The following is a 24,907-nucleotide window of genomic DNA, read 5'->3' as shown; positions in this document are numbered from 1 at the left end:
TCTCGTGGGGCTCATTGGCCTGCTGACAACGAGGAAGAAGAATCCCGTGCGCATCGCCGTAACCGGCTCCATCGCGACAGACCACCTGATGACGTTCCCAGGAAGCTTCGGCGATCAGCTCATCGCCGAGCAGCTCGACCGGGTGTCGCTCTCGTTCCTGGTCGACGACCTTCAGATCCGTCGCGGCGGCTGCGCGGCCAACATCGCCTTCGGCATGGGCTGTCTCGGCCTCAAGCCGATCCTGGTGGGCGCCGTCGGCAACGACTTCGCCGACTACCGCTCCTGGCTGGAGCGCCACGGCGTCGACTGCGAGTCCGTGCACATCTCCGAGACGCAGCACACCGCGCGCTTCCTGTGCACCACCGACGAGCACCACAACCAGATCGCCTCCTTCTACACCGGGGCGATGGCCGAGGCGCGGCTGATCGAGCTGCAGCCGGTCGCCGCCCGGGTCGGCGGCCTCGACCTGGTGCTGATCAGCCCCAACGACCCCGACGCGATGCTGCGGCACACCGACGAGTGCCGCCAGCGCGGCATCCCCTTCGCCGCCGACATCTCCCAGCAGCTCGCCCGCATGGAGGACGAGCAGATCAGGCAGCTCGTCGACGGCGCCGCCTACCTGTTCTCCAACGACTACGAGAAGGGGCTCATCGAGCAGAAGACCGGCTGGTCCGACGAGGAGATCCTCGACCGGGTCGGCGTCCGCGTCACCACGCTCGGCCCCAAGGGCGCCGTCATCGACCGCAAGGGCGAGCCGTCCATCCAGGTCGCCCCGGCCCCCGAGCGCGGCAAGGCCGACCCCACGGGCGTCGGCGACGCCTTCCGCGCCGGCTTCCTGTCCGGCCTGGCCTGGGGCCTGCCGCTGGAGCGCTGCGGCCAGATCGGCAACCTGACGGCCACGCACGTGCTGGAGCGCGTCGGCGGCCAGGAGTACGAGCTGGGCCAGAAGGTCTTCCTGGAGCGCTTCACGGCCGCCTACGGCGCCGAGGCCGCGGCCGACATCGCCGGCCAGGTGCGCTGCTACCACCCCTGACACGCGTACGCCCCGCCCGCCGCAGGCGTGGCGGGGCGATCCCCGTACGGGTGTCAGCGCTTGGCGTACACCCGGTGCACGAACTCGGCGAGCTGGTCGTCCGGCAGGCACCGGGCGAGGTCGGCCTCGCTGATCATGCCGACGATGCGCTCGTTCTCCAGCACCGGCAGCCGCTTGATCTGGTTCTGCTCCATGCGCGACAGCGCCTCCTGCACGGTGGCGTCCGCCGTCACCCAGACCAGGCCGGTCGCCAGCTCGCCCGCCGTCACCTGCGCGGGGTCGTGACCGGCCGCGACGCACTTGATGACGATGTCGCGGTCGGTGATGATGCCGGTCACCCGGTCGTCGGGGCCGCACACGGGCAGCGCGCCCACGTCGTTGTTGCGCATCATCTGAGCCGCCCGGTCGAGCGTCTCGTGCGCGGCGATGCACTCCGCGCCCGTGCTCATCACGTCACGGGCGGTCTCGTTCCCCTTGGCCATGGTCTCCCCCGAATGGTCGATGTGCCGTCAGGGGAGGGCCCTACCCACAAACCGTCAGTAGTTGCGCATCACGTGGATGGCCCAGCCGCCCTCGGGCAGCTCGTACGAGGCCACGTGGCGGTGGGACTTCAGCCGGCACCACGCCGGCACGTCGGTGTAGGCCGCCGGATCGTCGGCCAGCACCGCCACCACGGCGTTGAGCGGCACGTGGTTGATCTGCTCGGCGAGCATGATGATCGGGATCGGGCACTTCTTCCCGAGCGCGTCGATCGTCAATGACGGCTGAGTTACCTCGGTCATGCGACTCCTGCGTCGTGCCGGATGCGGCGCACCAGATCGGGCAGCACGGCCAGGAACCGGTCGACCTCGGCCGCGGACGTGCCCCTGGGCAGCGACACCCGGACATTCCCATGCGTCAGCACGCCCATCGCTTCGAGGACGTGCGATGGACGAAGCGTACTAGCGGTGCACGAGCTTCCGGACGATACGGCGAATCCCGCCTTGTCCAGCTCGGTGAGCAGCGCCTCGCCGTCGACGTAGAGACACGAGAAGGTCACGATGTGGGGCGCCCGGCCGACCGGGTCGCCGATCACCTCGACGTCCGGCACGACCTTCGGCACGGTCTCCCTGATCCGGGCGACGAGCGTGGACAGCCGGGCCTGCTCCTGCGCCGCCTCGGCGCTCATCGCGCGCAGCGCCGCCGCCGCGGCCACGATGCCCGGCACGTTCTCGAAGCCGGGGACCCGCCGCCGCTCGCGTTCGTCCTCGGGCAGGAACGAGCGGAACCGGGTGCCCTTGCGCACCGCCAGCACGCCCACCCCGGCCGGGCCGCCCCACTTGTGGGCGCTGGCGGTCAGCACCGACCAGCCCGGCGGGATCGGCATGCGGCCGGCCGTCTGGGCGGCGTCGACCAGCAGCGGCACCCCGTTGGCCCGGCACGCGGCGGCGGCCTCGGCGACCGGCTGCACCGTGCCCACCTCGTGGTTGGCCGTCTGGAGGCAGGCCAGCGCCGTGCCGGGACGCGCGACCGCCTCGGCGAACGCGTCGAGGTCGACCCGCCCCTCCAGGCTCACGCCCACCGTCTCGACCGTGCCGCCGTCGCGTTCGTGCACGCCGGCCGCGTGCAGCACGCTGGAGTGCTCGACCGCGCTGGTGACCAGATGACGCCCGACCCTGCGCCTGCCGTGTAGGGTGCCGAGCACGCCGAGATGCGCGGCCTGCGTGCCGGACGAGGTGAACGACACCTCGTCGGGGCGCGCGCCGAGCGCCTCGGCCACCTCCGTGCGGGCCTGCTCCAGCAGCAGGTGAGCGCGGCGGGCCTGGGTGTACAGTCTCGCGGGGTCGGCCCAGCCGACGTCGATCGCCGCCAGCAGCGCCTCGCGTGCCTGAGGGTGGAGCGGCTCGCTCGAGGCCGCGTCGAAATACGCCACGAGACCCATCGTCCCACTTGCGGCGCCATCGAGGGGTCGCGCGGTAGGGCGGGACACCTGCACGCTAATGTGTCTGCAATCAGCTGTGCATTTGGAAATACGAGCACCCAAGGGAAAGACTCTTGGGCTTCATCTGTGGGGTAGGCGATCCGTGAGTCCGACTCGCCGTACGACGCGGCGTTCGTTGGCCCGGCGCAGGGTGCCGCGCGCCGCCGCTTTGGCGTTGCTGCTGGCCACTGCTACGGCGTGTGCTAATGACGTTCCCAAGTTCGACTGGTCCAACGGCCTGCTGCCCGAGGGCGTGACCGAGCAGGCCGAGGTCGTTCAGCATCTGTGGAACGGGGCCTGGATCGCCGCACTCGCCACGGGCGTCGTCGTCATCGTCCTGATCGTCTGGGCCGCGATCTTCCACCGCAAGCGCAAGGGGAAGGCCGAACTGCCGCCCCAGGTGCGCTACAACCTGCCGATCGAGATCCTCTACACGGTGGTCCCGCTCGTCATGGTCTCGGTGTTCTTCTTCTTCACCGCCCGCGACAGCAAGGCCCTCACGGAGGTCGCAGGCGACGCGCCCGTCAAGGTCAAGGTCGAGGCCTACCAGTGGAGCTGGCGCTTCACCACGACCTACAACGGCAAGACGACGCAGCCCGTGTCCGGCATGCCGGTGCACGACTACCACCAGGGCCCTCAGCTGGTCCTGCCGACGAACACCAAGGTCGAGTTCGACCTCTCGACCGACGACGTGATCCACTCGTTCTGGGTGCCCGAGTTCCTGTTCAAGCGGGACATCATCCCCGGCATCCCGGAGGGCAACCCGGGGCGCAAGTTCGAGATCAAGACGCTCGGCGACGACCGCGTGGGCGTCTACGCCGGCCGGTGCGCCGAGCTGTGCGGCGTCGACCACAGCCGGATGCTGTTCTCGGTGAAGCTCGTCAAGCAGGCTGAGTTCGACCAGTACATCGCGACCCAGGCTGGGAGTGCCCAGTGACCGCCATCCAAGAACCGCTTCGGGCGCCGGTCCGGCCCGTCACCAAGGGCCAGATCATCGCCAAGTGGATGTCCTCGACCGATCACAAGATCATCGGGCACATGTACCTGATCACGTCGTTCGCCTTCTTCCTGATCGGCGGCGTCATGGCGCTGATCATGCGGGCCGAGCTGGCGCAGCCGGGGCTGCAGATCACCAGCAACGAGCAGTTCAACCAGCTGTTCACCATGCACGGCACGATCATGCTGCTGATGTTCGCGACGCCGCTGTTCGCCGGCTTCGCCAACGAGCTGATGCCGCTCCAGATCGGCGCCCCCGACGTGGCCTTCCCGCGCCTGAACATGGTCAGCTACTGGCTCTACCTGTTCGGCAGCGTCATCGCCGTGTCCGGCTTCCTCACGCCGGGCGGCGCGGCCTCCTTCGGCTGGTTCGCCTACACGCCGCTGTCGAACGCGATCCACTCGCCCGGCATCGGCGGCGACCTGTGGATCATGGGCCTGGCCCTGTCGGGTCTCGGCACGATCCTCGGCTCGGTGAACTTCATCACCACGATCATCTGCATGCGCGCGCCCGGCATGACCATGTTCCGCATGCCGATCTTCACCTGGAACGTCCTGCTGACCAGCATGCTCGTGCTGATGGCCTTCCCCGTGCTGGCCGCCGCGCTGCTGGCGCTGGAGGCCGACCGCAAGCTCGGCACGCACATCTTCGACCCGGCCAACGGCGGGCCGATGCTGTGGCAGCACCTGTTCTGGTTCTTCGGCCATCCCGAGGTGTACATCATCGCGTTGCCGTTCTTCGGCATCGTGACCGAGATCCTGCCGGTCTTCAGCCGTAAGCCGATCTTCGGCTACATCGGCCTGGTCGGCGCCACCATCGCGATCGCCGGTCTGTCCATCACGGTCTGGGCGCACCACATGTTCCCGACCGGGCAGGTCCTGCTGCCGTTCTTCTCGTTCATGACGTTCCTCATCGCGGTGCCGACGGGCGTGAAGTTCTTCAACTGGATCGGCACGATGTGGCGGGGTCACCTGTCGTTCGAGTCGCCGATGCTGTTCTCCGTCGGCTTCCTGATCACCTTCCTGCTCGGCGGCCTGACCGGCGTCATCCTGGCCTCGCCGCCGCTGGACTTCCAGATCAGCGACACCTACTTCGTCGTCGCCCACTTCCACTACGTGGTCTTCGGCACGGTCGTGTTCGCCATGTTCGCCGGCTTCTACTTCTGGTGGCCCAAGTTCACCGGCAAGATGCTCGACGACAAGCTGGGCAAGGTGCACTTCTGGCTGCTGTTCATCGGCTTCCACACCACCTTCCTCGTCCAGCACTGGCTGGGCATGGTCGGCTTCCCCCGCCGGTACGCCGACTACAGCGCGGCCGACGGCTTCACCGACCTGAACATGATCTCGTCGGTCGGCGCGTTCATCCTGGGCGCCTCCACGCTGCCGTTCTTCTACAACGTCTGGAAGACCTGGCGGTCGGGGGTCAAGGTCACCGTCGACGACCCCTGGGGCTACGGCGGCTCGCTCGAATGGGCGACCTCCTGCCCGCCGCCGCGGCACAACTTCACCTCGCTGCCGCGCATCCGGTCCGAGCGCCCGGCGTTCGACCTGCACTACCCGCACATGTCCGCCAAGTCCGCCCAGGAGGTGGAGGCCTGATGAAGGTCCAGGGTTGGCTGTTCCTGCTGTGCGGCCTGTTCTTCGCCGGTGTCGACGTCGGCTACTGGTTCTGGACCAAGGCCGCGACCGGCCACGGTGAGCCCGTGGGCACCACCGCCATGGCGATCTCGGTCGGGTTCGCGTTCATGGTGGGCTACTACCTGATGTTCACCGCGCGGCGCATCGGCGCCCAGCCGGAGGACGACAAGCAGGCCGACATCAGCGAGGGCGCCGGCGAGATCGGCTTCTTCAGCCCGAGCAGCTGGTGGCCGCTGTTCCTGTGCCTGGCGGCGGCCTTCGCCTTCGCCGGGTTCGTGATCGGCTTCTGGATGTTCCTGATCGGCGTCTTCCTGATCATCATGGCCATGATCGGGTTCGTGTTCCAGTACTACCGGGGCAACTTCTCGCACTGACAAGCGGCTCGAAGCGGGCGTCCTTCCCATAGGGGAGGACGCCCGCTTTTTCGTGTTCTTTACCAGGTTACGGATGTCGTGAATAGATCACTCAGGGTAATAAGGGAGGAGAAGGTTGGATCTTGGGCGAGGGGGTCACTCGTGAGACGCGTGGCGAATGGATCGGCCGGCCTGCTGGCCCTGGCGCTGCTCACGGCGTGCTCGCTGAGCGGCGCGGCGAACGAGACGAAGGAGCTGACCGCGGTCGCGCGGCAGCCGGCGGTGGGCGTCACGCCCCAGGACAAGGCCGTGAACGTGGCCACCGACCAGCCCGTGGTGGTGTCCGCGCACGGCGGCACGATCAAGAGCGTCCGGGTGGACGGCGGCAAGGCTGGCCGGCTGAAGGGCGTCCTGAGCGGGGACGGCACCCGCTGGCGCAGCACGACCACCGCCCGGCCGAGCGCCGGCTACACCGTCACCGTCGTCAGCGTGGACGCCTCGGGCAAGCAGAGCGAGACCTCCAGCACGTTCACCACGGTCAAGGGCGACAAGACATTCGACATCCAGACGATCACTCCCAACAAGGACGACACCGGGCTGACGGTCGGCGTCGGCATGCCCGTCATGATCGCCTTCGACAAGCCCGTGAGCGACCGGGTGGCCGTCGAGCGCAACCTGACCATCCGCAGCTCCAAGCCGGTGGACGGGGCCTGGCACTGGTTCGACGACAGCCATGTGGACTTCCGGCCGGAGGAGTACTGGCCGGCGTACACGAAGGTGCGGCTGGAGGCGAAGCTGGCCGGCGTGCGCGGCGGCCCCGGCCTGTACGGCAAGCGCGACGTCACCCTCGACTTCAAGATCGGCCGCTCCCAGATCACCCGCGGCAGCACCGACGAGCACGTGCTGACGGTCCGCCGGGACGGCAAGCGCATCCGCACCATGCCGATGAGCGCCGGGCAGGGCGGCCAGTGGAAGTACTACACCACCTCGGGCGTGCACCTGGCGATGTCGCGGGAGCCGGTGACTGTCATGACCTCGCCCGGCATCGGCCCGGGACAGTCGGGCTACTACCAGCTCACCGTCTACAACACCGTCCGCATCTCCAACAGCGGCGAGTACGTGCACAGCGCGCCCTGGTCGGTGGGCTCGCAGGGCAACTCCAACGTCAGCCACGGCTGCGTGAACGTCAGCCCGGAGAACGCGGCCTGGTTCATCAAGAACACCCTGATCGGGGACCCGATCATCATCACGGGCTCGCCGCGCAAGCTGGAGCCCACCAACGGGTGGGGCCACTGGCAGGAGAACTGGAAGGACTGGCTCAAGTGGAGCACGCTCAAGGACGGCCCGAGCATCACCTTCTGACCGCCACCCGGCCCTGAGCAGGCCCTGGAGGCTCTGCCAGGGCTCCCGGGCACGCGTAAGCGCCGAAGGATGTGAGCGCGCCTCAGGGGCGCGCTCACGGTCACGACGGGCGGTAGGAGCTGCTGACCTCGATCCAGCGGCGCAGCGTGTCGGCGGCCGCGCCGGAGTCGATCGCCTGCGTGGCGCGCTCGTAGCCCTTGATCATCGCCGTGTCGAGGTCGTCGCCGGCGCCGTCGTGGGCGACCAGCGCGGCGGCGGTGTTGAGCAGGACCGCGTCGCGCACCGGCCCCTTCTTGCCGCCCAGCACGTCGTGCACGGCCTGGGCGTTGAACTGCACGTCGCCACCGCGCAGCGCGCCCGCGTCGGCCCGGGGGATGCCCAGGATCGCGGGGTCGAACCGGGCCTCGGTGGCCGTGCCGTCGCGGACCACCCACACCGTGGAGGTGCCGGTGATGGTCAGCTCGTCGAGCCCGTCGTCGCCGCGGAAGACCAGGGCGGACACGCCGCGCTCGGCGAAGACGCCGGCGATGACGGGCAGCATGCGGGCGTCGTAGACGCCGATGGCCTGGGCGCTGGGCCGGGCCGGGTTGGTCAGCGGGCCCAGGAAGTTGAACACCGTGGGGACGCCGATCTCCTTGCGCGCCGGGCCGGCGAACCGCAGCGCCGGGTGGTAGACGGGCGCGAAGCAGAAGGCGATGCCCGCCTCGCGCGCCACTCGCGCGGTCTGCTCCGGCGTCAGGTCGAGCCTGATGCCCATGTGCTCCAGGACGTCGGCGGCCCCGCACAGCGAGGAGGCCGAGCGGTTGCCGTGCTTGACGACCCTGGCCCCCGCCGCGGCGGCCACGATGGCGGCCATGGTGGAGACGTTGACGGTGTGGGCGCGGTCGCCGCCCGTGCCGACGACGTCGAGGACGGGCCCCTCGACGGTCAGCGGGGTGGAGAACTCCAGCATCGTCCTGGCCAGGCCCACCACCTCGGCCACCGTCTCGCCCTTGGCCCGCAGGGCCAGCGCGAAGCCCGCGATCTGGGCGGAGGTGGCGTTGCCCGAGAAGATCTCCCGCATCGCCCAGGCCGTCTCGTCGGCCGACAGGTGCTCGCCGGAAAGGAGCGCGGAGAACAGGGCAGGCCAGGTCGTCCGGGAGTCCATGGGCACCTACTTCGCGTTGAGTCGGGTGGCGGAACGGCGGCGCATCAGGTCGGCGACGGTGTCGGCCAGGACCATGGGCTCGATGGGCTGCGGGACGACGGCGTCGGCCTTGGACCACTCGGCCAGCCAGCGGTCGTCGCGCCTGGCGATGATCAGGCAGACGGGCGGGCAGTCGTAGACCTCGTCCTTGGCCTGACGGGAGACGCCCATGCCGCCGGCGGGCTGGGTCTCGCCGTCGAGGACCGCCACGTCGATCTCGCCGGAGCCGAGCCACTGGTGGACCTTGGGCTCGGTGGCGCACTCGATGATCTCGACGAGGGGCAGATCGGCCGCCGGCCGCCGGCCGATCGCCTGGCGGACCTCGGCCCGGGTGGTCGCGTCGTCGCTGTAGACGAGGACCCTCATCGTGTCGTCGGTGCTCCCAGAGGACGTCACTGTCGCGCTCACTATCGGTCGAAGCTGTATGGTCACCTGGATCGTACCGTTGCGCCGGGATGCAATCCCAGGCCACCGGGTCTGACAGGCGTTTTGTCCCAATTATCCCAGGTTGATGGCCGGTTTGTTCCTCCTAACGGGGGGTCGTTGGCCGGACCGAACACCGGAGCCGCAATAATGCTGCCCGTGGCGACAGCATCCGCAATAACTTCGACGACGACAGCACAGTCGTACCGACGGCCGAACCTGGTCAGTGTCGGGACGATCGTCTGGCTGTCCTCTGAGCTCATGTTCTTCGCGGCGCTGTTCGCGATGTACTTCACCATCCGGTCGGTGAGCGAGGGGAAGGGCATCGAGTGGGGCCCTGCCTTCCTTCCTGCAGGCGTTGAGGCAGAAGGCGCTCACCTGAACATCCCGTTCGCGACGGTCAACACGATCATCCTGGTCCTGTCGAGTGTGACGTGCCAGCTGGGCGTGTGGGCCGCGGAGAAGGGGCAGGTCGGCAAGCTCCGCTTCTGGTACATCGTCAGCTTCCTGATGGGCGCGATCTTCGTCGCCGGTCAGCTGTACGAGTACGGCGAGCTGGCGTCAGAGGGCGCGACCCTGTCCGCCAACGCTTACACCTCGGTGTTCTACCTGACGACGGGCTTCCACGGCCTGCACGTGACCGGTGGCCTGATCGCGTTCCTGTTCATGCTGGGACGCACGTACGCCGCGAAGCGCTTTACGCATGAGCAGGCCACCAGCGCGATCGTCGTGTCCTACTACTGGCACTTCGTAGACGTCGTCTGGATCGGTCTTTTCGCGACCATCTACATCATTCGTTAAGGAACGGGATCTCTGTGACTAGGATCACCGCTTGGCGGCGGCATCCCCTCGCGAGATACGCCGTCCTGATTTTGGCGTTGGCGCTGGTCGGGATGGTATACGCCGCCTTTGTCCAGGCGGGCAAGCCTGCCGACGCGGCGCTGGCGGCAGGCAAGGTCGACGACGTGGCCGAGGGCAAGAGCCTGTTCGTGGCCCACTGCTCGAGCTGCCACGGCATGAACGCGGAGGGCACCAACACCGCCCCCACGCTCGTCGGCGTCGGCGCCGCGGCGGTCGACTTCCAGATGAGCACCGGCCGCATGCCCGCCGCCAACCCCGGCCCGCAGGCGCCTCGCAAGCCTCCGGCCCACTGGGTCACCGAGGAGACGACCCGTCAGGTCGCCGCCTACGTGCAGTCGCTCGGCGGCGGCCCGCAGGTCCCGGGCAAGGAGCAGGTCGACCCGAAGCTCGGCGACGCCGGCAAGGGCGGCGAGCTGTTCCGGGCCAACTGCATCCAGTGCCACAACTGGGCGGGCTCCGGCGGTGCCCTGACGCAGGGCAAGTACGCGCCCAACCTCAACGAGTCCTCACCGACGCAGATCTACGAGGCGATGGTCACCGGCCCGCAGGCGATGCCGGTCTTCAACGACTCGACGATCACGCCTGAGGAGAAGCGCAGCATGATCGCGTACATCACCCAGGTACGTGAGCAGAAGGACCCCGGAGGGTTCGGCCTCGGGCGCATCGGCCCGGTCACCGAAGGTCTCGTAGCGTTCGTGGTAGGCATCGCCGCCCTAGCCCTCGCCGCCATCTGGATCACCGCGAAGAAGCGACAGAAGTCATGACAGACAACGAGCACGAGATCGAGCAGCCGGACGAACGCGTGCCCAAGCGCGTCATCGGCACTCCCGCGCCGGGCACGTCGATGCTGGGCGCCGCGGAGAAGGAAGACGTCGCCGACCGCGACGTCCCGGGCGTGACGCTGCAGGACGAGAGCAAGGCCGGCAAGGCCGAGAAGATCGTGGCGCTCTGCTTCGCGATCACCTTCCTGGCCGGCATCGCCTTCCTCATCTCCTACGTGGTGTTCCAGGTCGGCAGCCCCGAGGCGACGGGGGTCTCCAACCTCGCCCTCGGCGGCACGCTGACCCTGGCCGTCCTCGGCCTCGCGGTCGGCATCGTGGTCTGGGTCCGCCAGATCATGCCGAAGTACGCGCTGGTCCAGGAGCGCCACACGATGGCCTCCGACGAGGACGACCGCGAGGTCGTCTCCGAGACCTTCCTGCAGGGCGCCAACGAGAGCGGCTTCGTCAAGCGCAAGCTGATGCGCCGCACGCTGCTGCTGGCCGCCGCGCCGCTCGGCCTGGTGCCGCTGGTGCTGCTGCGCGACCTCGACAACTCCAAGATGCCCGGCGCGAAGTTCAACAAGCTGCTGCGCCACACCGTCTGGGGTGAGAAGACCAAGGAGGGCAAGCCGCTGCGCCTGGTCGTCGAGGGCACCGGCCAGCCGATCCGCGCGGCCGACTTCAACTCGCCCGGCGGCATCCTGTCGGTGGTGCCCGAGGGTTACGAGCACGACCTCAACGCGCTCGCCAAGGCCACGCTGATCCTGATCAAGTTCCGTCCGGAGGAGCTCAAGAGCGGCGTCAAGCAGAACTGGACGCACGACGGCATCGTCGCCTACTCCAAGATCTGCACGCACGTCGGCTGCCCGGCGGCGCTCTACGAGCAGACCACCCACCACATCCTGTGCCCGTGCCACCAGTCGACCTTCGACGCGGCCGACGGCGCGAAGGTCATCTTCGGCCCGGCCGCCCGGCCGTTGCCGCAGCTGCCCATCACCGTCGACAGCGAGGGCTATCTGATCGCCCAGGGTGACTTCAACGTGCCCGTCGGTCCCAGCTACTGGGAGCGCGGCGACGCCGAGGCCGAGGCCAGGGAGAAGGGAGGCCAGGCATGAGCGACCTGAACGCCGTACCGAAGGCCATCGCCGGGCCGTCGACCTTCCTCGACGACCGTCTGGGCGGGGCGAACTTTCTCAAGCGCAACCTGCGCAAGATCTTCCCTGACCACTGGTCGTTCCTGCTGGGTGAGATCGCGCTCTACTCGTTCATCATCCTGCTGCTCACCGGTACGTTCCTGACGCTGTGGTTCAAGCCGAGCATGGGCGAGATCGCCTACGACGGCTCGTACGCGCCGCTCAAGGGCGTCATGATGTCGGAGGCCTACGCGTCGTCGCTGGAGATCAGCTTCGACGTCCGGGGTGGTCTGCTGATGAGGCAGATGCACCACTGGGCGGCCCTGCTCTTCGTGGCCGGCATGACGGTGCACATGCTGCGGGTGTTCTTCACCGGCGCCTACCGCAAGCCGCGCGAGCTCAACTGGATCATCGGCGTGCTGCTGCTGACCCTGGCGCTGGCCGAGGGCCTGACCGGCTACTCCCTCCCCGACGACCTGCTCTCCGGCGCCGGTCTGCGGATCACCGAGGGTGTGGCGATCTCGCTGCCGCTGGTGGGCACGTACATCACGTTCTTCCTGTTCGGCGGGGAGTATCCGGGCGAGGACGTCATCTCCCGGTTCTACTCGCTGCACATCCTGCTCATCCCGGGCATCCTGCTGGCGCTGGTCTCGGCTCACATGGTGCTCATGTGGGTGCAGAAGCACACGCAGATGCCGGGCAAGGGGCGCAACAACAAGAACGTGGTGGGCGCGCCGTTCTACCCCGCCTTCATGGCCAAGGCGGGCGCCTACTTCCTGTTCACGCTCGCCGTGGTGTCGGGGCTGGCGACGTTCGCCCAGATCAACCCGATCTGGCTGTTCGGGCCGTACACGCCGGCGGACATCTCCGCCGGTTCGCAGCCCGACTGGTACATGGGCTTCCTCGAAGGCTCGCTGCGGCTCATGCCGCCGTGGGAGTGGAACCTGTTCGGCACGGCCCACGCGGGCACGTTGCCGATGAGCGTGATCATCCCGGCGCTGGTGCCGATGGGCATCATCATGACCGGTCTCGCGCTCTACCCGTTCATCGAACGGTGGGTCACCGGGGACAACCGCGAGCACCACGTCGCCGACCGTCCGCGCAACAACCCCCACCGCACCGCGATCGGCATCTCGGCGATGACGTTCTACGGTGTGCTGTGGCTGCTCGGCGCCAACGACGAGATCTCGGCCAACTTCCACGTCAGCCTCAACTGGACGACGTACATCGGCCGGGTGCTGGTCTTCGTCGGGCCGGCGCTGGCCTACCTGATCACCTACCGCATGTGCCTCGGCCTGCAGCGCAGCGATGCCGCGGTCATCGGGCACGGTGTGGAGTCGGGTGTCATCAAGCGGCTGCCGCACGGTGAGTTCATCGAGGTGCACACGCCGCCGTCCGACGACCTCGAGGCCCACATGCGGGGCAAGGAGGCGGTGGCGGCCCTGCCCGTGGACGAGGACGCCTCCGGCATCCCGCCCAAGGGCATGCGCGGCCCGCTCGGCAAGCTCCGTGGCCGGATGTCCAAGGCGTACGGCGGGGAGAAGATCCCGCTCGACGACGGGCACCACGGCGAGCACGGGGAGCACGGCGAGCACGCCGCGATCGGTTCCGGCGACGACCGGAGCCTCACCCACTAGGGTTTCGCCTGATCGAGATCGGCCCGGCCGGGGTTTCCCCGTCCGGGCCGTTCCGCGTTCCGGCCCACCGGCCGGGGACGATCGGGCCCGGGAAACGCGTCGGGCCCGGCCGAAGGACGGCCGGGCCCAGAAGACGGACACCGAAGACGGACGCCCAAGGCGGGCACCCAAGACGGACGCAGAAGCAGAAGCGGGCGCAGGCGCCGACGCTGAAGCGGATGCGGGGATTTACGCGGGGACCGCGGGGGAGCGGGTCAGTCGGATTCGGGGAAGCCGATCGAGAAGGCGGCGTCGAGATCGTGCCTGGAGTAGGTGCGGAAGGCGATGTGCGTCTCGGTGTGCTCGACGCCGTCGACCTTGTTGACCCGCCCGGGGATGACCTCGGCCACCTCCTCGTAGCGGGCGACCCTGACCATGGCGAGCAGATCCCATTCGCCGGTGATGGAGTAGACCTCGCTGACCCCGTCGATCTCGGCGATCGTCTGGGCGACCTCCGGGATCCGGTCTACCTCGGCCTTGATGTGGACGATTGCCGTGACCATGTATTAACTGTATCCGGTCATCGCAAAGGACGTCCCTCTCGGTCGCGCCGCTGATCAAGCCCGCGGTAGGCCAGGTCGATGCGGGCCTTGTGGCGGGCGGCGCCCCGGGCGGGCATCGACCACACGCCGTCGACCTCGACCAGCCGCACGCCCGGCGACTCCAGCCAGCGCAGGATGCACTCGGTCTCCTCGGCGCTGGCCGCGTGGACCGGGCCGGGGCCCGGGATGACGGCCTCGGCCATGGCCTTGAGCGAGGCGACGAACGGTGTGGGGTGGGCGCCCTTCGGCATCACGCCCGCCGCGGCCAGCCGCCCGTAGCGGACGACGTGGATGTCCCAGCCGCCGTCGAAGGCCGGGCTGGCGGCCACGAGCTCGGGGATGCGGGTGATGGCGCTCAGGCGCTGCATGCGGGCCGCCGCCCGGACGAACGCGGCCAGCCGGTCGCGGTCGACGGACGCCTCCTCGTAGCGCTGCTCGACCGACAGGCGCTCCATGCGGGCCGAGACGGCGGTGTAGACGAGCGAGGCGTCGGAGGTCATGGCCCGGCGGGCGCTCTCGACGTGCGCGGCGTACTCCTCCGGGCTCTCCTTGCCCGCGCAGGGCGCGCCGCAGCGGCCCATCTCGTGCAGGACGCAGGCCGCCCGGCGGGTGCGTAGGCTGATCGGCTGGGTGCACTGGCGCAGCGGCACGGCCTCGTGCAGGGCGATGCGGGCCTCGTCGGCCAGGCGGGAGCTGCTGAACGGGCCGAGGTAGGTGGCGTCGTCGTCCTTCAGCTCGCGCACGATCGACAGGCGGGGGAAGGGGCCGGCGGTGAGCTTGAGCCAGACGACCTTCTCCGGGAAGCGCGAGCGGCGGTTGTAGCGCGGCTTGGCGCCGCCGATCAGCCGCAGCTCCCTGACCTCGGCCTCCAGCCCGGTGGCGCAGACGACGTGGCGCACGCGCTCGGCGATGCCGATCATCTCGCGGATGCGCGGGCGGGTCTCGGCGGCCGTGAAGTAGGAGCGCACGCGGTTGCGCAGGTTGGTGCTCTTGCCGATGTAGAGCACCTCGCCGCGGTCGTCCTCGAAGAAGTAGACGCCCGGGGCGTGCGGGACGGACTCGGCCAGGTGGCGCTTGCGCTGCTGCTCCGGCGTGGGGGCGCGGACGAACGACTTCAGCTCCTCCAGCGTGTGGACCTGGAAGGAGCCGGCCCGCTCGATCAGCCCGTGGAGCACGTCGACGGTGGCCCTGGCGTCCTGCAGGGCGCGGTGGCACGGCTCGGTGGGGCTGCGGAAGAAGCGGGCGAGCGTGGACAGCTTGGCGTTGGGCGTCTCGTCGCGGGTCAGCACCCGCCGGGCCAGGTCGACGGTGTCGACGACCGGGTTGGCGGGCGGGGGGTAGCCGTGGGCGGCGCAGGCGGCCTTGACGAAGCGGGTGTCGAAGCCCGCGTTGTGGGCCACCAGCGTGGAGCCCTTGATGAACTCGAGGAAGCTCGGCAGCACCGCCTCGATGCGCGGGGCGGCCACCACCATGGCGTCGGTGATGCCGGTCAGCACCGAGATGAACGGCGGGATCGGCCCGCCGGGGTCGACCAGGGTGGAGAACTCGCCCAGCACCTCACCCGCCCGTACCTTGACCGCGCCGATCTCGGTGATCGAGTCTTCGGCCGGCGAGCCGCCGGTGGTCTCCAGGTCGAACACGACGAACGTGACGTCGCTCAGCGGGGTGCCGAGCTCGTCGAGGGTGCCTTGTACCGCGTCCACGTTCCAAGACCATAGAGAGGGGGACCGACAGTTACTCCGCCGGACCACGCCGGAGCGCGGGGAAGGGGGCCCGGGGCGGCATGGGGGGACGTGCTCGAATAACCATCCTTCTTGATCCTTAGTTACCCTTCCCTTTATGTCCGCGGGAAGACTTGCCGGCCGCTACGCCCTGCTGCGCCCACTCGGCGCCGGCGGCATGGGGAAGGTGTGGCTGGCCAAGGACGAGATGCTCGACCGCGAGGTCGCGGTCAAGGAGCTCACCCTGCCCGAGGGCATGCCGTCCAAGGATCGCGCCGACGCGGTCACCAGGGCCGTGCGCGAGGCGCAGGCCACCGCCCGGCTGCGCCATCCCGGCATCGTGGCGCTGCACGACGTCATCGTCGAGCACGAGCGGCCGTGGCTGGTCATGGAGCTGCTGCGGGGCCGTACGCTGGCCGACACCGTGCGCGAGTTCGGCCCGATGCCCCCCGAGTACGCCGCCCGCGTCGGCGCCGACGTGCTGGAGGCGTTGCAGGCCGCCCACGCCCAGGGGCTGCAGCACCGCGACGTCAAGCCGGGCAACGTGTTCCTGACCGACAGCGGCAGGGTGGTGCTGACCGACTTCGGCATCGCCCGGCAGGAGGGGCAGGCCGCGCTCACCGAGCAGGGGCTCATGATCGGCTCGCCCGGGTTCATCGCGCCCGAGCGGCTGGAGGGCGAGCCCGGCGGCCCGTCCAGCGACCTGTGGTCGCTCGGCGCGACCCTGTTCGCCGCCGTGACCGGCGGGAACGCCTACCAGGGCTCGGTCGCCGAGCGGGTCCGGGCGACCGTGACGCAGCCGGTGCCGGTCGCGCCGGGGCCGCTCGGGCCGCTGCTGGCCGCCATGATGGCGCGCCATCCTGACGCCCGTCCCGATCCGCGCAACGTCGTGCACGCGCTCAGGCAGCTGGCCGCGGGCGGCCCGGCGCCGGTCCTGGCGGCCGGCGAGCAGGCCACCGCGCCCCGCCGGGTGGGGCGGCGCGGACGGCCGCTGCTGCTGTGGGGCGCGGTCGCGGCCGTGCTCGTGGTCGCCGCCGGGGCCACCGGCTTCGTCGTGCTGCGCGACGACGACGGGCCGCCGGCCGCGTTCACCGTGCCGATGGACGTGTGCACCCTGCTCACCCCGCAGGACGTCGGCGGCCTGCTGCGCACCCAGAGCCCGCCCAAGGCCCAGCCGGACAGCAACGAGGTGGGCCCGGAATGCGGCTGGCCGACCGCCGGCACCGGCATCGGGCTGCAGGTGCAGAAGGACTCCGACACCGTCGATCCCTGGTCGATGACCGCCGCCACGGCCCGCACCCTGTTCCAGAACCAGAAGCGCTACTGGGCCAAGTACGACCAGATCGACTGGACCTGGCCGGAGATCGGCGTCAAGACCGACATGCGCTCCACCCGCACCCCCGTCCACGACCTGGCGGGCCTTGGCGAGGAGGCGTTCGCGTTCGAGCTGAAGGGCAAGACCGGCCGCGTCCACTCGGCTCACGTCTACTACCGGATCGCCAACCTGGTGGTGGCCGTCCAGTACGCCACCCTGGCCGACAAGCCGACCGACGAGGACGTCCGGCAGGCGGCGATCAAGGCGGCCCGGGCGAGCGAGCAGGCGTTGCGCCGTGCGAAGTGACCACTACCTGCTGGCCGGCCGCTACCGGCTGGTCGAGCAGCTCGGGCAGGGCGGCGCGGGCACGGTGTGGCGGGCGCTGGACGAGACGCTCGACCGCGAGGTCGCCGTCAAGCAGGTGCGGGTGCCGCCGGGGCTGAGCCCCCACCAGCGGGCCGAGTTCGCCGACCGCGCCATCCACGAGGCCAGGTCGGCCGGACGCCTGCGCGACCCGGCGATCGTGCTGGTGCACGACGTGGTGCTCGACGGCGACCAGCCGTGGATCATCATGGACCTGGTCACCGGCCGGTCCCTGGACAAGGTGATCAGGGAGAACGGGCCGCTGCCGCCCCCGTACGCGGCCCGCATCGGGCTGCAGGTGCTGTCGGCGCTGGAGGTCGCGCACTCCCACGGCATCCTGCACCACGACGTCAAGCCGGCCAACATCCTGCTCGACGCCGACGGCTCGGCCATGCTGACCGACTTCGGCATCGCCGTCCCCATGGGCGGTCAGGGCGACGGCGCCGGCAGCGGCGGCTCGCCCGGCTACATGGCGCCCGAGCGGCTCAACGAGCAGGCGCCGGGCCCGGAGTCCGACCTGTGGTCGCTGGGCGCCAGCCTGTACACCGCCGTGGAGGGTCGGGCGCCGTTCGAGCGGCAGCTGCCCGCGGCGGTCGCGGCGGCGGTGCTGCTGCACGACCCGCCCTTCCCCGCGCGGGCGGGCCGCGAGTTCGGCGGGCTGCTCATGGCGATGCTGGCCAAGGAGCCCGCCGCCCGTCCCACGGCGGCCCAGGTCCGGCAGGTGCTCAGTGGCGCGCCGGTGCGCTCCGGCCCGGTCCCCGGGCGTCGCCGGCGGTGGTTGCTGCCGGTGGCCGTCGCGTCCGGCGTCGCGGTGCTCGGCGCCGGCTGGTACGCCGTGGACGCCCTGGCCGGTCAGCCGGAGACCGGCCGGTACGCCGCCGCCCCCGACCCCTGCCGCCTGCTGAGCGACGCCCAGGCCGCCGAGCTGGCGAAGGGCGCCGTCCGGCGCAGCGCCACGCGGGACGGCGAGTGCCAGTGGGTCGCGGGGCTGGAGGAGCGGCGGGGCCGGCGGATCACCGTACGGACCTGGGTCGAGAAGCCCGACGGCGACCTCGGCGGGCCGCAGGTGGCCGCGCGCCGGTTCGCCAGCGAGAAGGGCACCAGGAACGCGGCGCAGGGCACCCGGGCGCGGATGGCCGCCGGTGAGGTCGTGGACGTCGCGGGGGTGGGGGAGGCGGCGTTCGTGCAGAACCGGTTCGAGCTGTTGATGTCCTCCAGCACGGTCGGCCGGTTCGACAGCATCGTGCTCTTCCGGTCCAGCAACCTGCTCGGCGAGGTGATCTGGCACCGCGACGAGGTGTCGGTCAAGGCGCCGGTCGACAAGGAGACGGCGCTGCGGATCGCCCGGGCGGTCTCCGGGGCGCTGCCGGGATGATCGTTGTGCGTGCTGCAAGGGGCATTTCGCCATGTCTCACCGCAAGTCAGGGCAATCTCAGGAGTCGCAGTGAATCCCGGTAGCGAGTACGAGCCGCCGACCACCCCTCATCCGGTGCCGGGCCGGCGGTTCGAGCCGCAGGGAAGGCCGCCGACACCGCCGCCCGGCCCGCCCTTCGGTCCGCAACCGGGCCCGCAACCGGGCCCGCAGCCTCACCCGCAGCCTCACCCGCAGCCGGGCCCTCAGCCTGTTCCTCAGCCCGGTCCGCAGTGGGGGCCGCCGTCGGGGCCGCAGTGGGGGCCGCCGCCGGAGCCGCCCACGGGGCCGATGGGCGGGCCGCCCGCCGGTCGGCCCGGACGCCGCCCGGCGTGGTTGCTGCCCACCCTCGCCGCGGCCCTGGTGGTGGTCGTGGCCGGCGGCGGCGTGGGGGCCTACCTGTTGCTGTCCGGCAAGGGCGGCGGCGGGACGGCCGCCGGGCCGTCGTCGTCGGCGGCGCGGTCCGTGGTGCCGGCCGCCGCCGCCCCCGGCCCGGACGCCTGCTCGATGCTGCCCGCGGACGAGGCCGAACGGCTGGCGCCCGGCGCGACGGTGAGCAAGTCCTCCAGGGACTCCGACTACACCGTCGCCTTCACCTGCAACTGGCAGAACCAGCGCATCTCGTTCGGCGAGTTCTGGCGCAGCAGGGAGATCGACGTCAGGATCGAGCAGCACAAGGGCGAGGGCGCCAAGACCGGCCGCTCGATGGCCCAGAACTCCTACGAGATGGACTACCGCGGCGCCAAGTACGGAGCCACCGCCAAGCCCTCGCTCGACCCCGACGAGAAGGAGTACGTCTCCCCGGTCAAGGACGTCACCGGCGTCGGCGAGGGGGCGTTCGCCCAGTACACCTGGCGGCGCGACGGCAAGCTGCTGTGGTACTCCTTCGGCCAGGCCCACGCCCAGGTCGGGGACATGACGATCCGGGTCAAGTTCCAGGCCGGGCAGCAGCGCAAGGACGCGCAGATCCTGTCCAACGAGAGCACCAGGTCCATCACCGAGGAGAACGCGATCCGCGAGGTCAGCGGCCTGATCGCGTACTTCGCCAAGGGCGTGGCCGCCTGGCAGGCGCAACACCCCGGCGTGCTGGCCAAGGCCGACCAGGCCCCGGCCACCCAGAGCCCGGCCGCCCGCCCGACGCCCTCGCCCACGGAGCTGGCCGCCTTCCCGCCCGCCTGCCAGGCCGTCACGGAGGCCGCCACCCGCCTGGTGCCGAAGCCCACCACGAGGGCGCGCGCCACCGAGTCGGGCAACGACGACGAGACCGAGTGCCGCTGGCTCAACCTCGACCTGCCGGGCACGGCCGGGAACGTCAGGATCCGCAGCATGCTGATCACCACCCACCGCTTCACCAACCGGGCGGGCGCGATCGACCCGGGCGCGGCCAAGGCGTACTACGCCGGCGAGTACGGCGGCGACAGGAAGACCGCCGAATCGTCCATCGGCGGCATCACGTGGGGCGAGCTGCGCGACATCGAGGGGCTCGGCGAGCAGGCCTACGGCCAGTTCGTGCAGACCAGGCAGGGAGAGGTGTCGGCCTCCAGCGGCACGGTGATCGCGCGTACCGGCGCGCTGGTGGTCAGGGTCGACTACTCCGGCGCCGAGCGGCCCAAGGGCGAGCCGGCGAACTCGCCCAAGGCCCGGCTCATGCCCCGCAAGGAGGCGCAGGACGGCGCGCTCGCCCTGGCCAGGGCATACCTGGCCGAGCTGGCCAAACAGCCGGCCGGAAGCTGATCCCGCGCGGCGAACCTCAGGGCGCGGACGTGGGGGCGCGGGCGTGGGGGCGCGGGCGTCAGGGCGCGGGCATCAGGCGGCCCGCACGCGAGCGTCAGGAGGCCCTCAGCCGGACGTCACGCGGGCCTCACGCGGCCCTCGGCCGGACGTCACGCGGGGGCCTCACGGAGCCGTTCGACGCGGATGCCGCGCAGGAGCAGCTCCGACACCGCCCCCGCGACCAGCAGGCTGACCAGCAGGGCCCGCGCCGACGACGAGCGCGACCGGCACCGCAGCGACCTCGTGCGGCAGCGGCGGCGTGCCCGGCGGCACGGTGAACTGCGGGATGCGGCCCAGCGCCACCTTGGCCGCCGTCAGCCCGGCGGCGAGCCCGGCCAGCGTGCCGGCGGCCACCGTGATCACCTGCTCCAGCAGCAGCGCGACCCGCAGCGCCGCCACCCGCGCGCCCGACGCCTTCAGCCCGGCCAGCTCGTACCCGCGCCGCTTGGCGGCCGTGTGCAGGGCCGGCACGGTCCTGCCGAGCGCCAGCACCGCCGCCGACAGGGCGGCCACCAGCAGCAACAGCAGGGCCAGGCCCGGCCCCTGACCGGCGAACGAGGTGGCCGGCTCCGCGGCGCGGGGATCATCCTCCCGGCGGGCGATCTACGTCAACGGTCAACAAGGCTGCAACTCGGTTGCAAGCGCGACAAATAGCGTATTGACCAGAAAGCCGCCGGGCCGCGCGATCACGGCTTGTCCGCTACAGGGGCATGGGCAACCGTGATGGATCACGCGGCCTGCCGCCCGCCGCCCGGACCGCCGCCCCGCCCACTGCCCCGTCCGCCGCCCTGTCCGTCGCCCGGGCCGCCGCCCTGTCCGCCGGTCAGGAACGGCTCCAGCAGGCCCGGGACCGCGCGTGCCGCCAGGTCGAGCCCGTCGCCGCGGCCCACGTCCAGCACCTCGTAGTGGCCGCCGCCCGCGGCTGTGCAGGCCGAGACGGTCAGCAGGCCCGAGCGCCGCTGGAAGAACGACTGCCGGAACGTCCAGCCGGTGATGCCGGCCCGGTCCAGCGCCACCGTACGGCGGACGAGCGCGCCGCGGCGCGTGACCAGGTGCCGCGGGCCCAGCGCGTGACCGAGAGCGCGCCGGCTCTCGGCGGCCAGCCACAACCCCACCGGGAGCGCCAGGACGGGCGCCGCCCACACCCACGCGCGCGGCCACGACGCGGGCAGCAGCCACCAGGCGAGCCCCGCGCCCGCCGCCAGCACGACGGTGGCCACCAGCGCCCGCACGACCCGCCGCCGCCCGGCCGCCACCGGATGCACGACCAAAGACGCGCCCCCCGCGCCGATCCCCGCCCCCGCGCCGATCCCCGGGCCTGTCCCGACGCCCGCCGTCGTGTTCGCGATCGCGGCGGCGACGCGGGCGGCCTCGGCGCGGGGGAGCGGCGGGGTGAGGGCGGCCACGTCCTCGGTCTCGTCCTCCGTCTTGGCCAGGCCGGTCGCGACGGCCTTGACCCGGGCGCCGCCGCCCAGCCGCAGCAGCAGCGGCTCGCTGATCTCGACGCCGCGCAGCCGCCGTTCCTCCAGGGTCAGCGAACGCGTGGTCAGCAGCCCGCGGCGCAGCCTGAGCCGGCCGGGCTCGCGTTCCAGGCGGTAGCGGCCCCAGGACTCGGCGTACAGCAGGAACGCGCCGAGCGCGCCGACGGCCGCGTTGAGCGCCAGGACCAGCGGGACGGCGAGCCACGGCTGCGCGCTCACCCAGCCCCACAGGCCGCTCGCCGCCCGGTCGGTGAAGTCCTTGAGCCCGACGGCCCCGAGCCCCTTGTAGGCCGCGCCCAGGACCACCGCCGCCCCGGTGAACGTCCAGACCGACAGGGGCGCGTACCGGATCCACGACCAGCGCAGCTCGGCCAGGGGACCGTCCTCGGGCGCGGGCGCGTCCTGGCGCAGCAGCGTGCGGCGCAGCATCTCGGCCGAGTGCCGGTCGAGGGCGTCCAGCACCAGCTCCGAGCCCTCGGCCGCGCGCTCGCCGGTGCCGACCTTGACCACGGTCAGGCCGAACGCCCGGCGCACCGGGTCGGCGCGCAGGTCCACGCTGCGCACCCGGTCCAGCGGGACCGCGCGGTGCTGCCGCACGGTCACGCCCGAGCGCAGTTCGAGCCGGTCGGACGTGAGCCGCCAGGCGGTCGTCCGCAGCCGGGCCGCCTCGTAGGCCACCGCCCCCGCCACGATCAGCACGGCGGCCCCCGCGCACGCGGCGACGACGCCGCCCGCCTCCCAGTCCTGGCCCACCAGGAACCGCGCCAGCGCGGCCACGGCGCCGGCCGCGAACGCCAGCGACCTGGCGGCCGCGTTCCACAGGCCCCGGCCCGACAGCCGCTGCCAGCCGGTCACGTCGCGTCCCCGGGCGTCGCCTGGGTGCGCGCGGTGAGCCGTTCGGCCAGGTCCGCGGCGAGCCGGTGGTCCAGCGCCGTGATCTTGACGGCTCCGGCAGAGGAGGCGGTGGTCACGGTGACGTCGGCCAGCCCGAACAGCCGCTGCACCGGCCCCCGCTCGGTGTCGACCCGCTGGATCCGCGACATCGGCGCCACCTTCCACGTGTGCGTCAGCCACCCCTGGCGGACGTAGACCGCCTCCTCGGTGACCTCCCACCGCTGCACCCGGTAGGCCGCCCGCGGCTCGGCCAGCGCCACCAGCAGGCACGCCGCCGCGAACGCCACCGCCGCCACCCCCAGCCCCGGCGTGCGCGGCGTGAACACCAGGTACGCGCCCACGGCCGCCGCCGCCGGGGGGACCATGAGGACGAGCCACTGCACCGTCCACCACGCCACCGCCCGGCGGTCGGGACGGTGCCGCGGCGGACGCAGCGCGGTCCCGCTCATCGGCCCTCCTCCGCCCCGCCGGCCGTCCGCCCGGCCGCGCCGGCCACCGAGAGCAGCGCGAACCCCAGCACGCCGATCACGACGGCCGCGAAGACCTCGTAACCGTCGAGGAAGGGCAGCACATTGACGACGAGCAGGCCGTGCGCCCACCCCCACCAGCCGAACAGCGTGTTGAGCAGCCCGCCGACCCCCTGCAGGATCAGCAGCCAGCCGAACACCTCCACCACCGCTTTCATGCCGTCCACACTCGCCGCCGCGGCGGCCCGCCCGCCTCGGCCATCGGTCTGCGACGACACCGACTTTGGTCGCTGTCGCCGGCTCCCGCGCAGGGCATAACCTCGACGAATGTGAGGGAACTGCGGGGGGAGGGCGATCCGGCCCTGGAATACCGGTGGGCGTTGCCGTCCACGCTGCTCGGCGACGGGCGCGGGGGCCGGGTGCGGCGCTCGACCCTCGACTGGGTCTCCGACATCGCGCTGTTCCTGCTGGCCTGCGGCGTGACGTTCATCAGCCTGGAGGAGATCAGGAACGAGCCCGAGCCGCTGCTGGCCGTCGAGCAGATCGTGGGCGCGCTGGCGTGCGCGGGGGTGTGGCTGCGGCGGCGCTGGCCGGTGGGGTTCGCGCTGGTGACGATCCTGCTGTCGTCCTACCTGGAGCTGGTCGGCGGGGCCTCGCTGGTGGCGCTGTTCACCGTGGCGGTGCACCGGCCGTTCAAGGTGTCGGGGCCCGTCACGCTGCTGGCGCTGGTCACCCTGGCCCCGTACGTGCTGCTGCGGCCCCAGGAGGACCTGACGCCGCTGTGGGGGGCGGCGTTCGGGGTCACGATCGTGCTGACCGTCTACGCCTGGGGCATCGTCATCCGGGCCAGGCGGCAGCTCGTCTGGTCGCTCAGGCAACGGGCCGAGACCGCCGCCGAGGACGCCAAGCGGCTCGAACGCGAGCGCATCGCCCGCGAGATGCACGACGTGCTGGCCCACCGCATCTCGATGCTCAGCCTGCACGCCGGGGCGCTGGAGTTCCGTCCCGACGCGCCCGCCGAGGACGTCGCCAGGGCCGCCGGCGCGATCAGGAGCAACGCCCACCTGGCGCTCCAGGACCTGCGCGAGGTGATCGGCGTGCTCCGCCACACCCCGCCGGGGGCCGCCGACCCGGTGCCCGACCGGCCGCAGCCGACGCTCGCCGACCTGCCCGCGCTGGTCGAGGAGTGCCGCCAGGCCGGCATGGACGTACGCCTCGACCTGGGCGCCGCCGACGGCGTCCCGGCCGGGGCGGGCCGCAACGTCTACCGCATCGTGCAGGAGGCGCTCACCAACGCGCGCAAGCACGCGGACGGCGCGCCGGTGGCCGTGGCCGTGGCGGGCGAGCCGGGCGAGGGGGTCTCGGCCGAGGTGCGCAACCCGGTGTGGTCGCGGCACGGGCCGCGCATGCCGGGGGCGGGCGCCGGGCTCATCGGGCTGACCGAACGGGCCGAGCTGGCCGGCGGCCGGCTGGAGCACGGCGTGACCGGCGGCGAGTTCCGGGTACGCGCCTGGCTGCCGTGGCCGCCGGAGCAGGACGGGGACGGACGTTGACCGAC

The 24,907-nt window shown here is 71.4% G+C and carries 24 protein-coding genes; 13 read left to right on the top strand and 11 right to left on the bottom strand.

What is annotated here, in order from left to right; all coding sequences use genetic code 11:
* Window positions 1–46 precede the first annotated feature (46 nt).
* Entirely contained in the window at window positions 47–1,033 is a 987-nt protein-coding gene (locus ACIBK9_RS30450; RefSeq protein WP_364331808.1) for a carbohydrate kinase family protein, read from the top strand.
* Window positions 1,034–1,086: 53 nt separating this feature from the next.
* Here ACIBK9_RS30450 and ACIBK9_RS30445 read toward each other — a convergent pair whose 3' ends face one another.
* The 3 genes from ACIBK9_RS30445 to ACIBK9_RS30435 are packed head-to-tail and all read right to left on the bottom strand — an operon-like array spanning window position 1,087 to window position 2,954.
* On the bottom strand, window positions 1,087–1,515 hold the full coding sequence (locus ACIBK9_RS30445) for a CBS domain-containing protein (protein WP_387666124.1): 429 nt from the start codon (window positions 1,513–1,515) through the stop codon (window positions 1,087–1,089).
* 54 nt (window positions 1,516–1,569) lie between these two features.
* On the bottom strand, window positions 1,570–1,815 hold the full coding sequence (locus tag ACIBK9_RS30440; RefSeq protein WP_352353344.1) for a sulfurtransferase TusA family protein: 246 nt from the start codon (window positions 1,813–1,815) through the stop codon (window positions 1,570–1,572).
* On the bottom strand, window positions 1,812–2,954 hold the full coding sequence (locus ACIBK9_RS30435; RefSeq protein WP_397162245.1) for a cysteine desulfurase family protein: 1,143 nt from the start codon (window positions 2,952–2,954) through the stop codon (window positions 1,812–1,814). The genes ACIBK9_RS30440 and ACIBK9_RS30435 overlap by 4 nt, the downstream gene beginning before the upstream one ends.
* 142 nt (window positions 2,955–3,096) lie before the next feature.
* Between ACIBK9_RS30435 and ACIBK9_RS30430 the strand changes: the two genes are divergently transcribed.
* The 4 genes from ACIBK9_RS30430 (at window position 3,097) to ACIBK9_RS30415 (ending at window position 7,342) form a co-directional block, all read left to right on the top strand.
* Window positions 3,097–3,930: a cytochrome c oxidase subunit II gene (locus ACIBK9_RS30430; protein ID WP_397162244.1), complete on the top strand. Its 834-nt coding sequence runs from the start codon at window positions 3,097–3,099 to the stop codon at window positions 3,928–3,930.
* Window positions 3,927–5,588 carry a cytochrome c oxidase subunit I gene (gene ctaD / locus ACIBK9_RS30425; RefSeq protein WP_397162243.1) on the top strand — a complete coding sequence of 554 codons (1,662 nt, stop codon included), beginning with the start codon at window positions 3,927–3,929 and terminating at the stop codon, window positions 5,586–5,588. The genes ACIBK9_RS30430 and ctaD overlap by 4 nt, the downstream gene beginning before the upstream one ends.
* On the top strand, window positions 5,588–6,001 hold the full coding sequence (locus ACIBK9_RS30420) for a cytochrome c oxidase subunit 4 (protein ID WP_397162242.1): 414 nt from the start codon (window positions 5,588–5,590) through the stop codon (window positions 5,999–6,001). Before ctaD ends, ACIBK9_RS30420 begins: the two co-directional genes overlap by 1 nt.
* Before the next feature lie 141 nt (window positions 6,002–6,142).
* Complete coding sequence (locus tag ACIBK9_RS30415) at window positions 6,143–7,342, top strand: Ig-like domain-containing protein (protein ID WP_387666134.1); 1,200 nt, start codon at window positions 6,143–6,145, stop codon at window positions 7,340–7,342.
* A gap of 100 nt (window positions 7,343–7,442) precedes the next feature.
* Here the strand turns inward: ACIBK9_RS30415 and trpD are convergent, their stop codons facing one another.
* Complete coding sequence (gene trpD, locus ACIBK9_RS30410) at window positions 7,443–8,489, bottom strand: anthranilate phosphoribosyltransferase (RefSeq protein ID WP_397162241.1); 1,047 nt, start codon at window positions 8,487–8,489, stop codon at window positions 7,443–7,445.
* 6 nt (window positions 8,490–8,495) lie between these two features.
* Entirely contained in the window at window positions 8,496–8,894 is a 399-nt protein-coding gene (locus ACIBK9_RS30405) for a hypothetical protein (protein WP_352353671.1), read from the bottom strand.
* A gap of 207 nt (window positions 8,895–9,101) precedes the next feature.
* On the opposite strand from ACIBK9_RS30405, the gene ACIBK9_RS30400 reads away from it, so the two are divergent.
* Genes ACIBK9_RS30400 through ACIBK9_RS30385 form a run of 4 tightly spaced genes read left to right on the top strand, consistent with a single transcriptional unit; the run spans window position 9,102 to window position 13,343 of the window.
* Window positions 9,102–9,752, top strand: a complete 651-nt coding sequence (locus ACIBK9_RS30400; RefSeq protein ID WP_125630774.1) for a heme-copper oxidase subunit III — start codon at window positions 9,102–9,104, stop codon at window positions 9,750–9,752.
* A 14-nt stretch (window positions 9,753–9,766) separates the two neighbouring features.
* Complete coding sequence (locus tag ACIBK9_RS30395) at window positions 9,767–10,576, top strand: c-type cytochrome (RefSeq protein WP_397162240.1); 810 nt, start codon at window positions 9,767–9,769, stop codon at window positions 10,574–10,576.
* Window positions 10,573–11,688 carry a Rieske 2Fe-2S domain-containing protein gene (locus ACIBK9_RS30390; protein WP_397162239.1) on the top strand — a complete coding sequence of 372 codons (1,116 nt, stop codon included), beginning with the start codon at window positions 10,573–10,575 and terminating at the stop codon, window positions 11,686–11,688. The genes ACIBK9_RS30395 and ACIBK9_RS30390 overlap by 4 nt, the downstream gene beginning before the upstream one ends.
* A complete protein-coding gene (locus ACIBK9_RS30385) occupies window positions 11,685–13,343 on the top strand; it encodes a cytochrome bc complex cytochrome b subunit (RefSeq protein ID WP_387666139.1) in 1,659 nt (552 codons plus the stop codon). Before ACIBK9_RS30390 ends, ACIBK9_RS30385 begins: the two co-directional genes overlap by 4 nt.
* 254 nt (window positions 13,344–13,597) lie before the next feature.
* Here ACIBK9_RS30385 and ACIBK9_RS30380 read toward each other — a convergent pair whose 3' ends face one another.
* Entirely contained in the window at window positions 13,598–13,885 is a 288-nt protein-coding gene (locus ACIBK9_RS30380; protein ID WP_125630767.1) for an Lrp/AsnC family transcriptional regulator, read from the bottom strand.
* A gap of 17 nt (window positions 13,886–13,902) precedes the next feature.
* On the bottom strand, window positions 13,903–15,627 hold the full coding sequence (locus ACIBK9_RS30375) for a DEDD exonuclease domain-containing protein (protein ID WP_397162238.1): 1,725 nt from the start codon (window positions 15,625–15,627) through the stop codon (window positions 13,903–13,905).
* 136 nt (window positions 15,628–15,763) lie between these two features.
* Between ACIBK9_RS30375 and ACIBK9_RS30370 the strand changes: the two genes are divergently transcribed.
* The 3 genes from ACIBK9_RS30370 (at window position 15,764) to ACIBK9_RS30360 (ending at window position 20,468) form a co-directional block, all read left to right on the top strand.
* A complete protein-coding gene (locus ACIBK9_RS30370; RefSeq protein ID WP_397162237.1) occupies window positions 15,764–17,266 on the top strand; it encodes a serine/threonine-protein kinase in 1,503 nt (500 codons plus the stop codon).
* Entirely contained in the window at window positions 17,256–18,698 is a 1,443-nt protein-coding gene (locus ACIBK9_RS30365; protein ID WP_397162236.1) for a serine/threonine-protein kinase, read from the top strand. Before ACIBK9_RS30370 ends, ACIBK9_RS30365 begins: the two co-directional genes overlap by 11 nt.
* A gap of 327 nt (window positions 18,699–19,025) precedes the next feature.
* A complete protein-coding gene (locus ACIBK9_RS30360; RefSeq protein ID WP_397162235.1) occupies window positions 19,026–20,468 on the top strand; it encodes a hypothetical protein in 1,443 nt (480 codons plus the stop codon).
* A gap of 162 nt (window positions 20,469–20,630) precedes the next feature.
* On the opposite strand, the gene ACIBK9_RS30355 is transcribed toward ACIBK9_RS30360, so the two are convergent.
* The 4 genes from ACIBK9_RS30355 to ACIBK9_RS30340 form a co-directional block, all read right to left on the bottom strand.
* Window positions 20,631–21,020 (bottom strand): FtsX-like permease family protein, encoded by a 390-nt coding sequence (locus ACIBK9_RS30355; RefSeq protein ID WP_397162234.1) that lies wholly within the window; start codon window positions 21,018–21,020, stop codon window positions 20,631–20,633.
* 215 nt (window positions 21,021–21,235) lie between these two features.
* Entirely contained in the window at window positions 21,236–22,843 is a 1,608-nt protein-coding gene (locus tag ACIBK9_RS30350; RefSeq protein WP_397162233.1) for a PH domain-containing protein, read from the bottom strand.
* The gene (locus ACIBK9_RS30345; protein ID WP_397162232.1) at window positions 22,840–23,331 is read right to left on the bottom strand and encodes a PH domain-containing protein; all 492 of its coding nucleotides are present in this window, start codon (window positions 23,329–23,331) and stop codon (window positions 22,840–22,842) included. Before ACIBK9_RS30345 ends, ACIBK9_RS30350 begins: the two co-directional genes overlap by 4 nt.
* Window positions 23,328–23,567 (bottom strand): hypothetical protein, encoded by a 240-nt coding sequence (locus ACIBK9_RS30340; RefSeq protein ID WP_358294134.1) that lies wholly within the window; start codon window positions 23,565–23,567, stop codon window positions 23,328–23,330. Before ACIBK9_RS30340 ends, ACIBK9_RS30345 begins: the two co-directional genes overlap by 4 nt.
* Window positions 23,568–23,678: 111 nt before the next feature.
* On the opposite strand from ACIBK9_RS30340, the gene ACIBK9_RS30335 reads away from it, so the two are divergent.
* Window positions 23,679–24,902 carry a sensor histidine kinase gene (locus ACIBK9_RS30335; RefSeq protein WP_397162231.1) on the top strand — a complete coding sequence of 408 codons (1,224 nt, stop codon included), beginning with the start codon at window positions 23,679–23,681 and terminating at the stop codon, window positions 24,900–24,902.
* Window positions 24,903–24,907 lie beyond the last annotated feature (5 nt).

The organism is Nonomuraea sp. NPDC050227 (genome assembly GCF_044459705.1).
Taxonomy (GTDB): Bacteria; Actinomycetota; Actinomycetes; order Streptosporangiales; family Streptosporangiaceae; genus Nonomuraea.
Note: the sequence above shows the minus strand (reverse complement) of the source record. Positions and strands in the feature narration are given on the sequence as shown.